The following is a 12721-nucleotide window of genomic DNA, read 5'->3' as shown; positions in this document are numbered from 1 at the left end:
AGTTCAGCCGCAAGCCGGACGGCTCGGTGCTGGCGATGAACGTCATCGAGCAGATTCACGAGAAGCTGCCGAATATTCATCTGGTGATGCACGGCTCATCATCGGTCCCGGTCGAGCTGCAGGAAATCATCAACCAGTACGGCGGCCAGATGAAGCCGACATGGGGCGTGCCGATCGAGGAAATACAGCGCGGTATCAAGAATGGTGTTCGCAAGATCAACATCGATACCGATGTCCGAATGGCGATGACCGGCCAGGTCCGGCGTGTTCTGCAGGAAGACCCCAGCGAATTCGATCCACGCAAATATCTGAAACCGGCCATGGTGGCGCTGACAAAGCTCTGCAAGGAGCGGTTCGAACAGTTCGGAACGGCGGGCAAGGCTTCGCAAATCCGGCCGCTTCCGCTTTCGGAAATGGCAAAGCGTTACAACTCCGGCGCGCTAGACCCGACTTTTTCTTGATAGCGAAACGGCAGCGGACGCCGAGTTTCACTGGGGCGGCTGCCAGTTTGGCGATGTCGACCTCCAATCTCAGCCATACGATCCGCCGCCTGGAGGCTCGCCTCGGCTACCGGCTCCTTCAGCGCAACAGCCGCAGCTTATCATTGACGGAAGAGGGGCAGACGCTGGTCGCAACGTTGAGACCGGCACTCAATGGAATAGATGGAGCATTGGACGCGCTTGACAGCGGACGCGGTCAGATATCCGGCACCTTGCGACTGACGATGACGCGTCAAGCCTACGAGGCGGTCGTCAGACCGCTCCTGCCTGCCTTCGCCGCGAAATGTCCTCAGGCGACCGTCGAGGTGCTGATCGACTACGCCTACCGGGACATCGTGGCAGAGCAGTTCGACGGAGGGATCCGTCCGGCGAAAAACTGGAGCGCGACATGATCGCCCTCAAGGTCGGACCAGATCTGAGCATGGCCATCGTGGCGGCCCCCGGTTACCTCGAGCGGCACCCGCAAATCGTTCAGCCGGCGGATCTGATCCAGCACCGCTGCATGAACTACCGACTGGTGACTGCCGGGACCATCTACGCCTGGGAATTCGAGAAGGACGGCAAAACATTGGAGGTCGGTGTTACCGGCCCGCTGACCTTCAACAAGTCGGAGTTAATGCTTGGCGCTGCGATCGACGGTTTGGGTGTCGGTTATCTGCTGGAACATGAAGTTGCACCATACCTTGCCAGCGGCCAGCTCACTCAGGTCCTGGCGGATTGGACGCCACCATTCCCGGGCTTCCATTTCTACTACCCGTCGCGCCGACAGATGAGACCCGTGCTCGCCGCGTTTCTTGATCTGGTTCGCGGCCGGAATCAACAAGGGCTTGGCATGCATGGGCCCATATGGGCGGGAGCTGGGCTCTTGAACCAACTGAAACCGTCGACCCCGGCTCACGTTCTCAAGCTGCTGAAAAGGCAATCTTTTGTTGCGTAACGCGCTATTATGGAACCATAGATGGGCATATCGGCTTGCCTATCGGGGACTGGCTTGCGCGTCACGATGCGTAAAAGTTCGGTGGGAAGCGGAGGATGCCTGCCGCGAAGGTAGGATTGTTGGGCACTTCACGGAACTGATCTCGATTGCCACACAACCTCCGCTCGATGCGTAGTGGTTAGCGGAGACGCCGCTTCATGCGACAACCTCGCTCCATGGAGGCCGAGCGTAGACACCTATCAATACTTCGGCCGCGCCCAGCGATGGTCTGAAACAAGCCGTTCGAGTTGAAATGACATATATCCGCCTCACGTGGCGTGAGGTGACATTTGCCCCAGCGCGACGGGTTCCGCAATGGGGGCCATCACCGTGCGAACCGAAGCCTTTCCGCTTGGGCTGCTAGCCCCGTACGGCTTCCCGCTCATGGGTGATCGAGGAGACGTGACTCATTCCATAGTGGTCATGAACGCCGGGATCTGCTGCTCGAAGAATTTCGAAAACGAGGCGATGCGCGGCGGAAGTGCCTGGTAAGGGGGGTAGTACAAGGTCAGCCACAAGTCCGGCGGTGACCAGTCTTGCAGGACATGGGCGAGTCGACCGGTGCGCAGTTGTTCCGCCACATGGAACTTGGGCAGCATGGCAACCCCGGCGCCATCGGCAGCCATGCTCGCCAGCACTTCCCCGCTATTGGCGCTGAATGCGCGGCCCGCGGAAATCGTGGCACTGCCGCTGCCGTCCGACAGCGTCCAGGTCTCCCGCTTGCTGTCGCCGCTATAGGCCAGGCAATCGTCGGGAATGAGTTCATTCGGGTGCTTCATATCGCAAAACCGGCTGCCGGGCGCTGCGACGAGGATACGGCGAACGACGCTGATCTTACGCCAGATCGTGAACTTGTCCGAAGGGGCCCCGGAAATGCGGATTGCCAGATCATAATCATCGTCGACGATATTCACGAACCCATCGGCAAGCGAGATCTCGAAGCTGATCTTCGGGTAGCGCTCCTTGAATGCGGAGAGGATGGGCGGCAGGACCTGCTGGCCAAACCAGGTCGGCGCGCTGATCCGCAGGCGGCCATGATCCGCCTTGTGGGTATTCATAACATCCTTGCGCGCGTTGTCGAGCGCCTGCACCGCCGGCTGTATCTGGGCGGCAAAGATCGCGCCGTCGGTTGTCAGCGACACCTGGCGTGTGGTCCGCACGAAGAGTTGCACCCCAAGATCTTCCTCCAAGGCAGCAATCGCCCGCGTGACGGCTGCCGGCGTCATGTCGAGCTCGCGCGCGACCTGCGCGAAGTTCCGCTTCTCGGCGGCCAGCAGAAAAGTTCGAAGCAGCTTGTAGTCGTTCATTGATTATTTCATCCATGGCAATTCACTGACAATTATTATTGCAATTCCGACGGATGATCAACAGGCCTAGGTTTTCAATCACACCAGACAAACGAACGCAGCCGCGGAAGGGCGACCATCATGATCAAGGATATCAAGGGACTGCACCACATCACGTCGATGGCATCGGATGCCAGCCAGAACAACACGTTCTTCACGGATACGCTCGGCCTGCGCCGCGTCAAGAAGACCGTGAATTTCGACGACCCCAACGTCTACCACCTCTATTATGGTGATGAGGCCGGCACCCCCGGCTCCGTCATGACCTACTTCCCCTTTCCCGACGTAATGCGCGGCCGCCCCGGCGTCGGCGAAGTCGGCGAAACGCAGTTCGCAGTCCCCAGGGGCTCGCTCTCGTTCTGGCAGGATCGCCTGTCTGCAAAGGGAGCCGGCAACCTGCAGGCCGACATCGCCTTCGGTGCTGACCGCCTGCTGTTCAAGGGGCCGGACGGCGAAGGGTTTGCCCTTGTCGAAGCGGAAGACGATGGCCGCAAGGCCTGGAATGGTGCCGGCATCGACGAAAGCGTCGGCATCCGTGGCTTCACCGGCGCCAAGTTCCGCCTGCATGATACCGCTGCCACGTCCGAACTGCTCGGCTTCATGGGCTACCAGCGCGCCGAGACGGATGGCGATGTCACTCGCTTCATCATCCCCGGCGGCAATGGTGCCGATACGATCGACCTCGAGCTTCTTCCGAAAACGCCTTTCGCAAGGCAGGGCGCCGGTTCGGTGCATCACATCGCTTTCGCCGTCGAGAACCGCGCAAAGCAGCTCGAAGTCCGCAAGGCCCTGATGGATACGGGATACCAGGTGACACCTGTCATCGACCGTGATTACTTCTGGGCTATCTACTTCCGCACACCCGGCGGCGTCTTGTTCGAAATCGCCACGAACGAACCGGGATTCGACCGCGACGAAGACACGGCACACCTCGGCGAAGTGTTGAAACTGCCTGCACGATACGAGCCTTATCGCGACCAGATCGAAGCCGGCCTGACGCCACTTGCCGCATGACGTCGCTTTCCGACAATACGGCGGCATAACTTTCAAGACGTGCCGCCTTCCGTGCCCCATTACCTACCTTCAACCTCATCAAAGGAAGACACGAGATGTCCAGCAAACTTCAGGTCCTCACCCCGCAGAACAGCCAGATCATCTTCATCGACCAGCAGCCGCAGATGGCCTTCGGCGTCCAGTCGATCGACCGCCAGGTCTTGAAGAATAATGTCGTCGGCCTTGCCAAGGCGGCCAGGATCTTCAACATCCCGACCACCATCACCACCGTCGAAACAGACAGCTTCTCGGGCAACACGTTCCCGGAACTGCTCGCCGTCGTCCCGGACAATGATATCCTCGAGCGCACGTCGATGAACTCTTGGGACGACCAGAACGTCCGCGAGGCGCTGGGCAAGCATGCAGCAGACGGTCGCAAGAAGGTTGTCGTCGCAGGCCTCTGGACCGAAGTCTGCAACACCACCTTCGCGCTCTCCTGCATGAACGACACCGACTACGAAATCTACATGGTTGCCGATGCTTCCGGTGGCACCTCCGTCGACGCACACAAATATGCGATGGACCGCATGGTACAAGCCGGTGTCGTGCCCGTCACCTGGCAGCAGGTCCTCCTGGAATGGCAGCGCGACTGGGCCCGCAAGGAAACCTATGACGCGGTCACCTCGCTGGTGAAGGAGCATTCCGGCGCCTACGGCATGGGCATCGACTATGCCGTCACCCACGTCCACGGCGGCGCCGAGCGGGTCAGCCATGGCAAGCGGATCGGCCCGAACCCCGCGAAGTAAAACCGTCATCACTCCGGCAGGCCGCCGCCTGCCGGAGTGAACTGCTTCCTCCAAGCGAAGGTGATCCGCGATGAAACTCTATCTCCTGTCCCTCGGTGCTGGCCTGCTGGTGGGCGTGATCTACAGCCTGCTGAATGTCCGTTCGCCCGCCCCGCCCGTTGTCGCTCTCATCGGCCTGCTTGGGATCCTCGTCGGCGAGCAACTGGTGCCCTTGGCAAAAAGGATTTGGGCGCGCGAGCCTGCCGCCGTCTCCTGGCTTCACCAGATAAAGCCGCACATGTTCGGGCACCTCCCGAAGGGCGGGGCAAACGTGGTGGCGGTGAGCCCACCCCGTGAAAATCCGACATTGGGGAAAAGCTGATGACCACGCGCCGAACATTCCTGGGCGCAGCATCGAGCCTCGCCTTTTCCAATCTGTTTTCAACGGCCAACGCCGCCGATCCCATCAAGACCGGAGCCGATTCCATGCACGCCGATATCGTTTTTCACAACGGACTGATCACGACGCTTGACCGCGCAAATCCGAACGCGACCGCAGTCGCCGTCAAGGACGGCCTGTTCCTGGAGGTGGGAACCGACAGCGAAGTGATGGCGCTTGCTGGACCGGATACGAAAATCATCGACCTGAAGGGCAAGCGCATGCTCCCTGGCCTGATCGACAATCACACCCACGTCGTGCGCGGTGGCCTCAACTTCAACATGGAACTCCGCTGGGATGGCGTTCGGTCGCTCGCCGATGCGATGGACATGCTGAAGCGACAGGTGGCGGTCACGCCGGCGCCGCAATGGGTTCGCGTGGTCGGTGGTTTCACGGAGCACCAGTTTACGGAGAAGCGCCTGCCGACGATCGACGAGATCAACGCGATCGCACCCGATACCCCGGTCTTCCTGCTCCACCTCTATGACCGCGCGCTGCTGAACGGCGCCGCCCTTCGCGCCGTCGGCTATACCAAGGACACGCCGAACCCTCCGGGTGGCGAGATCACCCGCGATGCCAACGGCAATCCGACGGGGCTTCTGCTTGCCAAGCCGAATGCGGGCATTCTCTATTCGACCCTTTCCAAAGGGCCGAAGCTCCCGTTCGAATATCAGGTCAATTCCACCCGCCACTTCATGCGCGAGCTCAACCGGTTGGGCGTCACCGGCGTGATCGACGCAGGCGGCGGTTTCCAGAACTATCCGGACGATTACGCGGTCATCCAGAAGCTCTCGGATGAGGACCAACTGACGGTGCGCCTTGCCTACAATCTGTTCACGCAGAAGCCGAAGGAAGAGAAGCAGGACTTCCTCAACTGGACGCAGTCGGTCAAATACAAGCAGGGAAACGATTACTTCCGGCACAACGGCGCTGGCGAAATGCTCGTCTTCTCTGCCGCCGACTTCGAAGATTTCCGCCAGCCGCGGCCCGAAATGGCGCCGGAGATGGAAGGCGAACTGGAGGAAGTGGTTCGCGTGCTTGCCGAGAACCGTTGGCCCTGGCGCATGCATGCCACCTATGACGAAACCATCTCCCGTTCGCTCGACGTCTTCGAGAAAGTCAACAAGGACATCCCGCTTGAAGGTCTGAACTGGTTCTTTGACCATGCAGAGACGATCTCGGATCGTTCGATCGACCGGATCGCGGCGCTCGGCGGCGGCATCGCCACCCAGCACCGCATGGCCTATCAGGGTGAATACTTCGTCGAGCGCTATGGTCACGGCGTCGCCGAAGCTACGCCCCCGATCAAGCGCATGCTTGAGAAAGGCGTCAACGTCTCCGCAGGGACCGACGCGACCCGTGTCGCCTCCTATAATCCATGGGTTTCCCTTGCCTGGATGGTGACCGGCAAGACGGTCGGCGGCATGCAGCTCTATCCGCGCGCCAACTGCCTCGACCGCGAGACGGCGCTGCGCATGTGGACGGAAAAGGTCACTTGGTTCTCCAACGAAGAAGGCAAGAAGGGCCGGATCGAAAAAGGCCAGTTCGCCGATCTCGTCGTGCCGGACAAGGACTTCTTCACCTGTGCCGAAGACGAGATCTCATACCTCACCTCGCAATTGACCATGGTCGGCGGCAAGATCGTCTATGGTGCCGGCGACTTCTCAGCACTCGACGAGAACGACGTCCCGCCCGCCATGCCGGACTGGTCTCCCGTTCGAAAGTTTGGCGGCTATGCGGCATGGGGTGAGCCGCAAGGTGCAGGCATGAATTCCCTGCGCCGGACTGCGATCTCGACCTGCGGCTGCGCCAATTCCTGCAATGTCCATGGCCACGACCACGCCGGCGGCTGGACATCGAAACTGCCGATCGCCGATCTCAAGGGCTTCTTCGGTGCGCTCGGTTGCGCCTGCTGGGCGGTGTGATTTTTCAACATCATCCATGAGGCAGCACCAGATCGCTGCCCCATGGGAGACTATTGCGAATATCGCAAGAGAATCTAAATTTTTGATGCAATTGCTGGCTCTAATCTTTGCGGCCAATATCGCTCCATCAGATGGAACCAACGCCGCCCGCATGGACGAAGCGGCCAACATTGCAGGAGCCGACATGACCGATCACACCTTCTCTGCCAACGGCTGGCGCCGGCGTATCGCCGGGCTCGTTGCTGCCCCCGCCACCCGGACGCTTGCGCTGCTTGCCCTGTGTGCGGCCTATATCCAGGGACCAATTACCAAGATCTTTGATCTCAACGGTGCAATCGCTGAAATGAACCATTTCGGCCTGCATCCGGCGGCATTCTTTGCAGTCGCCGTTATAGTCTTCGAATTAGCAGCCTCGGCCATGGTGGTGTCGGGGATCCTTCGCTGGGCTGGTGCGCTGGCGCTCGCCGCGTTCACGCTCTTTGCCACCCTTATTGCCCTTCGTTTCTGGGAGTTGCCCGCAGGCATGGACCGCATGATGGCAACCAACGCCTTCTTCGAACATCTCGGGCTCGCTGGCGCTTTCATCATTGTCGCGGCAATTGATTTGACCAAGGGAGCAGGCAAATGAGCACTACCAAATCCCCCGGGGGCAGCTTCGCTCCCCTTGCCCAGCCAGTCTTCGCAGTTCTTTGGGCTGCAACCGTCCTCGGAAATACCGGCAGCTTTATGCGCGATGTCGCCAGCTCCTGGCTCATGACCGATCTATCTGCCTCGCCGGCCGCCGTTGCTCTGGTCCAGGCGGCCGGCACCCTGCCGATCTTCCTGCTGGCAATACCTGCGGGCGTGCTCACCGATATTCTCGATCGTCGCAAGTTCCTGATCGCCGTGCAGATCTTGCTCGCCTCAGTCAGCGTAAGCCTCATGGTCCTGGCAAATACCAGCATGCTTTCGGTCAGTGCGCTGATCGGCCTGACCTTCCTTGGCGGCGTCGGCGCCGCGTTGATGGGGCCGACCTGGCAGGCGATCGTGCCGGAACTGGTGAAGCGAGAGGACGTCAAGAGCGCCGTCGCGCTCAACTCGCTCGGCATCAATATCGCCCGGTCGATCGGGCCGGCCGGCGGCGGCCTGCTCCTTGCTGCCTTCGGCGCGGCCGTCACCTATGGCGCGGATGTTGCCAGCTATCTCGTCGTCATCGCGGCGCTCGTCTGGTGGCCGCGCGCAAAGAACACAAATGATGCGCTGGCTGAAGGCTTCTTCGGCGCGTTCCGTGCAGGCCTGCGCTACACCCGCGCCAGCAAGCCCTTGCATGTCGTACTTTTGCGCGCGGCGATATTCTTTGCCTTCGCCAGTGCCATCTGGGCACTCCTGCCGCTCGTCGCCCGACAATTGCTCGGTGGTGATGCAGGCTTCTACGGCATCCTGCTTGGCGCCGTCGGCGCCGGCGCGATCGGCGGCGCTTTGCTCATGCCTAAACTGCGCGAACGTTTTGATGCCGATGGCCTGCTTCTCGGTGCCGCTGTTATCACAGCACTCGTCATGGGCGCTTTGTCGCTCGCGCCGCCGAAATGGGTCGCCATCATTGTTCTGCTCTTTCTCGGAGGTGCTTGGATCACCGCCCTGACCACGCTGAATGGCGCAGCGCAGGCCGTGCTGCCGAACTGGGTCCGCGGTCGCGGCCTGGCGGTCTATCTCACCGTCTTCAATGGCGCGATGACGGCAGGTAGCCTTGGCTGGGGTGCCGTCGGTGAAGCTGCCGGGGTGCCGGGTGCGCTGCTGATCGGCGCAGTGGGACTGCTCATCGCGGGCTTCATCATGCATCGCTTAAAGCTGCCGGCCGGCGACGCGGATATGGTGCCGTCCAATCACTGGCCAGAACCATTGGTCGCCGAGCCTGTAGCCCATGACCGCGGACCAGTTCTGATCCTCATCGAATACCATGTCGAAAAACATCATCGCACAGCCTTCCTGCATGCGCTGGATGAGATGTCCCACGAGCGGCGGCGGGACGGCGCCTACGGATGGGGGGTGACGGAAGACTCCGCCGATCCGCAAAAGATTGTCGAATGGTTCATGGTCGAATCCTGGGCGGAGCATCTTCGCCAGCACAAGCGGGTTTCAAATGCCGATGCTGACCTACAAGGCCAGGTCCTCGCCTATCACTCAGGAACGGACAAGCCGGTCGTGCGGCATCTCCTGACAATCAACCGGCCGGAGGCCGCCTAGCAACGCGGGAGAGCGGCATCCACCACTACCCTCGAATCATAGCCATTAAAGGATCACGGTACGCGACAATGACCGAGAACTTCCCCTCAATCACCCGCCGCAGCGCATTGCTTTCCGGAGCAGCCGCCGCAGTCGCCATGGTACTTCCCACATCGTTTGGCCTGGCGGCCAACGGTGCTTCGACCACCACCTCAGCCAAAGGAGATAATACAATGGGCTATATCACCACCAAGGACGGCGTCGAAATCTTCTACAAGGATTGGGGTCCGAAGGATGCCCAGCCGATCGTCTTTCACCATGGCTGGCCGCTCTCCTCGGACGATTGGGATGCACAGATGCTGTTCTTCCTGGCAAAGGGCTTCCGAGTCGTCGCCCATGACCGCCGTGGCCACGGCCGTTCTGCTCAAGTTTCTGACGGTCACGACATGGATCACTATGCCGCCGATGCCTTCGCCGTGGTCGAAGCGCTCGATCTGAAGAACGCCGTTCATGTCGGCCATTCAACCGGCGGCGGGGAAGTTGCTCGTTATGTGGCAAGGTACGGTCAGCCTTCCGGGCGCGTCGCCAAGGCCGTTCTGGTTTCAGCCGTTCCGCCGCTGATGCTGAAAACCGCGACAAATCCGGGCGGCTTGCCGATGGAGGTGTTCGATGGCATCCGCCAGGGCGTCGCCGACAACCGCGCGCAACTCTTCGTCGATTTTCCCACTGGTCCGTTCTATGGTTTCAACCGTCCTGACGCGAAGGTCTATCCCGGCGTTATCCAGAATTGGTGGCGACAGGGCATGATGGGCAGTGCCAAGGCCCATTACGATGGGATCAAGGCCTTCTCCGAGACCGACCAGACGGAAGACCTGAAGGCAATCACCGTTCCGACGCTCGTCATGCATGGCGACGACGATCAGGTCGTGCCGATCGACAACGCCGGCCGACTGTCCGCCAAGCTGGTGCAGAATGGCACTTTGAAAGTCTACAAGGGTTACCCGCACGGCATGCTGACAACCCACGCCGATGTCCTCAACGCCGATCTCTTGGCGTTCATCCAGGCCTGATTTGACTGTCCGGGTGGGGCCGTTCTGGCCGCACCCGGATCCGGCCGATCAACCGGACCAAACTGGTTACCACGACAGTTCTGAGATTTTTCATCTGAAGCCGAGCCCAAAGCCCAGCAGCGCTGCTCGATGGTTTCTCCTAGTGCCGGTTCCGCGAGCGCCACTCCGCAGGAGGCGCTCCCAAGGCCCTTGTGAAGGTTGCGACGAATTCATTTTCATCCCGAAACCCGCACGCTTCAGCGATCCGGGTAATAGTTTCCCCGGTGCTGCTCAATTGCGATTTGGCTCTGCTCATTTGATATGCCGCAATCCATTCAGAAACCGATTGTCCGGTTGCCTTTAAGAAACCGGAACAGAGCTCCTCGACTGAAAACCCGCAAGCTTCGGCGATCTTCTCGATCGCTATTTGGCCCGATAAGTTTGTCGCTATGTATGCCTTGATACGCTTTTCCTGCAACCGGGACAGCCGGCCGGTACCTGAAAGGTACTGGACGGGCGACCGTCCATAACGATGCGAAAGATGAGCACTCAACGCCAATCCGATATGAGGAAGCAGCGTGTCCCTGACCTCATCCGGCATGTCGAACATCGGCATCAGCGCACCGCCGATATTACGGACCACCTGATCGTCTATCCCGCGACAGGTTGCAAGGTCATAAATGCGTGGTTCGCCGGCTTCCTCAGCGAGTTCGAGAAAAAGCGTACTTGGGATATGAAACGCGAGCGCCTCAAAGCGCCCCCGAATCGAAATTCCAGCGCCATTCGTAAGACTTATGAGGCACATGGAACCTTTGGGATAGGTCTTCACTGGCATCCTGGCTCCGTCAAGCCGGATGTCGCAGTGATCGACGTCGAGGAGGTAGAGCATGACCAGAAAGGCGTCATCTGTCGGCAGGAAGACAGAATGTTCGCCATCGTAGGAGTGGTCGAGATGGACGACAGCGAGCTTGGATTCGCGAAGAGGCCTGATTGCCAGCGTCCTTGCAGCGTCAATCCCAAAACAGGCCGCAATTTCTTCACTGACCGCCAATGCTTCACTCACATGTGTCTCGATCATCCTGACTGGGGACTATATAGCCGTACCGCCCAGATGACCTGTTTCAAGGTTCCTACACGGCTTTCAAACGTCTATCTTGAACAAAAGGATCCTTGCCGGGCCGATTTAACAAATTGTCGAAAAATGCGCTTAGGATAACAATGTTACCAAAGCCCGCGGAACCCCTGTTTAAGCGTGTAAAAGTGAAAGAAGTGCGACGTGGTCCTTGTTCCTCCCCTCCAAAATCGAACTTCTGCTGGCAACTCGACCGACGGGTTCGGCTGCTCGATGAAACAATTGTCCATCAACCAGAACCTGGTCGGTTCGGACATCGCTATCTTTCGCAAGGGCACGGTCAACAGTAAACTTGATCAGGTCATGACCCCGGCAAGCGATCGGGGTTTCGTCGTCGGAGTTTCCTCGCTTGGCGGCCACACACGACGCATCTTCCACGAGCACCATGCGACAACCCACGATTTCACCGACAACTCGATCTATATTCGCGACCTTTCACAAGCCTACAAGGCCGATCTCGGCGGTCCTTTCGATTTCGTGTTGTTTGAAATTTCTCCTGCTTCCCTCAGCAGAATTGCCGATGATGCTGAGATGCCGGGCGTGACATCGCTGTCAGCCGACACCGCATCAAAAGATATCGTGCTTGCAAATCTCGCTCGGGCACTCATCCCGGCACTCGAAAAACCGGACGAAGCCAACACGCTTTTCGTCGACCAGATGACGACCGCTATCGGAACCTACCTGGTCCAGCGCTACGGCGGACAGGCCGCGAGAACCGCCGATAGGTTGCGGAGGCTCTCGCGGGCGCATGAGGATCTGGCGAAAGGTTTGCTTCTCGAGAACCTCGACGGCAACGTATCGATTTCGGAAGTTGCACAAATGTGCAACCTGTCGCGTGGCTATTTCATCCGCGCTTTTCGTGAGACAACCGGCATGACGCCATATCAATGGGTCCTTCGCAAGCGAATAGATCGTGCCCGCGACCTGTTGCGGGCCTCAGATGCAGCGCTTGCCGAAGTGGCGATCGCCTGCGGCTTCTCCGACCAAAGCCATTTTACGCGGGTCTTTGCAGATATCGTCGGCACAACACCGGGCAGTTGGCGGCGCAACTCGTAATCCAGACGAGCCTTCTGTAAGGTCTTTCGGATCGGGCTCTTGATGACCAGCGTTGAGGAAGAGGCCGGCAATCTTTGTTGCGCCGATGATCGGCGCTCCATCCGGCGTCATCGGCTGCAAACCTGACCAGAAGTATGCCTTGGCGACGTGGCCTCCCGGGAAAAGGTCAGTGACGCAGTGTTCGAGCGTATGCCGGCGTGCCGGGCCGTACCTGCCTTTATCGGGCGAATCAAATTCAATTGTTGCTACCACTCATAGCTCTAAGATATTATAAGTTAGAAATGCCTTAAATAATGGGCATGATCCTGCTTGGGGGGC

The 12721-nt window shown here is 59.5% G+C and carries 14 protein-coding genes and 1 pseudogene; 12 read left to right on the top strand and 3 right to left on the bottom strand.

The window, feature by feature from the left end; all coding sequences use genetic code 11:
- The 4 genes and pseudogenes from BN1800_RS37710 to BN1800_RS44340 all read left to right on the top strand — a co-directional run.
- On the top strand, positions 1-461 hold a 461-nt coding region (locus BN1800_RS37710), incomplete at its 5' end, for a class II fructose-bisphosphate aldolase (RefSeq protein WP_179214002.1).
- A gap of 53 nt (positions 462-514) precedes the next feature.
- Positions 515-892, top strand: coding sequence for a LysR family transcriptional regulator (locus tag BN1800_RS43175; RefSeq protein ID WP_244564793.1), 378 nt, complete (start codon positions 515-517; stop codon positions 890-892).
- Positions 889-1437, top strand: coding sequence for a LysR substrate-binding domain-containing protein (locus tag BN1800_RS43170; protein ID WP_244564792.1), 549 nt, complete (start codon positions 889-891; stop codon positions 1435-1437). Before BN1800_RS43175 ends, BN1800_RS43170 begins: the two co-directional genes overlap by 4 nt.
- Before the next feature lie 41 nt (positions 1438-1478).
- Positions 1479-1612, top strand: a pseudogene (locus tag BN1800_RS44340) (CrpP-related protein); the annotation flags it as partial.
- Positions 1613-1883: 271 nt separating this feature from the next.
- Here the strand turns inward: BN1800_RS44340 and BN1800_RS37700 are convergent.
- On the bottom strand, positions 1884-2783 hold the full coding sequence (locus tag BN1800_RS37700; protein ID WP_087005785.1) for a LysR family transcriptional regulator: 900 nt from the start codon (positions 2781-2783) through the stop codon (positions 1884-1886).
- 120 nt (positions 2784-2903) lie between these two features.
- Here BN1800_RS37700 and BN1800_RS37695 point away from each other — a divergent pair, with 120 nt between their 5' ends.
- The 7 genes from BN1800_RS37695 (at position 2904) to BN1800_RS37665 (ending at position 10236) form a co-directional block, all read left to right on the top strand.
- Entirely contained in the window at positions 2904-3836 is a 933-nt protein-coding gene (locus BN1800_RS37695) for a VOC family protein (protein ID WP_087005782.1), read from the top strand.
- 95 nt (positions 3837-3931) lie between these two features.
- A complete protein-coding gene (locus BN1800_RS37690) occupies positions 3932-4621 on the top strand; it encodes a hydrolase (protein WP_087005779.1) in 690 nt (229 codons plus the stop codon).
- A 70-nt stretch (positions 4622-4691) separates the two neighbouring features.
- On the top strand, positions 4692-4982 hold the full coding sequence (locus BN1800_RS37685; RefSeq protein ID WP_087005777.1) for a XapX domain-containing protein: 291 nt from the start codon (positions 4692-4694) through the stop codon (positions 4980-4982).
- On the top strand, positions 4982-6964 hold the full coding sequence (locus BN1800_RS37680) for an amidohydrolase (protein WP_087005774.1): 1983 nt from the start codon (positions 4982-4984) through the stop codon (positions 6962-6964). The genes BN1800_RS37685 and BN1800_RS37680 overlap by 1 nt, the downstream gene beginning before the upstream one ends.
- 184 nt (positions 6965-7148) lie before the next feature.
- Positions 7149-7592 (top strand): DoxX family protein, encoded by a 444-nt coding sequence (locus BN1800_RS37675; RefSeq protein WP_087005794.1) that lies wholly within the window; start codon positions 7149-7151, stop codon positions 7590-7592.
- On the top strand, positions 7589-9187 hold the full coding sequence (locus tag BN1800_RS37670) for an MFS transporter (protein ID WP_087005771.1): 1599 nt from the start codon (positions 7589-7591) through the stop codon (positions 9185-9187). Before BN1800_RS37675 ends, BN1800_RS37670 begins: the two co-directional genes overlap by 4 nt.
- 212 nt (positions 9188-9399) lie before the next feature.
- Entirely contained in the window at positions 9400-10236 is an 837-nt protein-coding gene (locus BN1800_RS37665; RefSeq protein ID WP_425299108.1) for an alpha/beta fold hydrolase, read from the top strand.
- Positions 10237-10375: 139 nt separating this feature from the next.
- On the opposite strand, the gene BN1800_RS37660 is transcribed toward BN1800_RS37665, so the two are convergent.
- Positions 10376-11293 (bottom strand): helix-turn-helix transcriptional regulator, encoded by a 918-nt coding sequence (locus BN1800_RS37660; protein ID WP_244564791.1) that lies wholly within the window; start codon positions 11291-11293, stop codon positions 10376-10378.
- A 276-nt stretch (positions 11294-11569) separates the two neighbouring features.
- Between BN1800_RS37660 and BN1800_RS37655 the strand changes: the two genes are divergently transcribed.
- Entirely contained in the window at positions 11570-12403 is an 834-nt protein-coding gene (locus BN1800_RS37655) for a helix-turn-helix domain-containing protein (protein ID WP_087005788.1), read from the top strand.
- Here the strand turns inward: BN1800_RS37655 and BN1800_RS40980 are convergent.
- Positions 12284-12655 (bottom strand): FAD-dependent oxidoreductase, encoded by a 372-nt coding sequence (locus tag BN1800_RS40980; protein ID WP_425299107.1) that lies wholly within the window; start codon positions 12653-12655, stop codon positions 12284-12286. The genes BN1800_RS37655 and BN1800_RS40980 overlap by 120 nt on opposite strands.
- Between the last annotated feature and the right edge of the window lie 66 nt (positions 12656-12721).

This window comes from Rhizobium sullae (assembly GCF_900169785.1).
Classification (GTDB): domain Bacteria; phylum Pseudomonadota; class Alphaproteobacteria; order Rhizobiales; family Rhizobiaceae; genus Rhizobium; species Rhizobium sullae.
Note: the sequence above shows the minus strand (reverse complement) of the source record. Positions and strands in the feature narration are given on the sequence as shown.

Coding starts and splice junctions, on each gene's coding strand:
- BN1800_RS43175 (WP_244564793.1), top strand. CDS start 515: ATGTCGACCTCCAATCTCAGCCATACGATCCGCCGCCTGGAGGCTCGC.
- BN1800_RS43170 (WP_244564792.1), top strand. CDS start 889: ATGATCGCCCTCAAGGTCGGACCAGATCTGAGCATGGCCATCGTGGCG.
- BN1800_RS37700 (WP_087005785.1), bottom strand. CDS start 2,783: ATGAACGACTACAAGCTGCTTCGAACTTTTCTGCTGGCCGCCGAGAAG.
- BN1800_RS37695 (WP_087005782.1), top strand. CDS start 2,904: ATGATCAAGGATATCAAGGGACTGCACCACATCACGTCGATGGCATCG.
- BN1800_RS37690 (WP_087005779.1), top strand. CDS start 3,932: ATGTCCAGCAAACTTCAGGTCCTCACCCCGCAGAACAGCCAGATCATC.
- BN1800_RS37685 (WP_087005777.1), top strand. CDS start 4,692: ATGAAACTCTATCTCCTGTCCCTCGGTGCTGGCCTGCTGGTGGGCGTG.
- BN1800_RS37680 (WP_087005774.1), top strand. CDS start 4,982: ATGACCACGCGCCGAACATTCCTGGGCGCAGCATCGAGCCTCGCCTTT.
- BN1800_RS37675 (WP_087005794.1), top strand. CDS start 7,149: ATGACCGATCACACCTTCTCTGCCAACGGCTGGCGCCGGCGTATCGCC.
- BN1800_RS37670 (WP_087005771.1), top strand. CDS start 7,589: ATGAGCACTACCAAATCCCCCGGGGGCAGCTTCGCTCCCCTTGCCCAG.
- BN1800_RS37665 (WP_425299108.1), top strand. CDS start 9,400: ATGGGCTATATCACCACCAAGGACGGCGTCGAAATCTTCTACAAGGAT.
- BN1800_RS37660 (WP_244564791.1), bottom strand. CDS start 11,293: ATGATCGAGACACATGTGAGTGAAGCATTGGCGGTCAGTGAAGAAATT.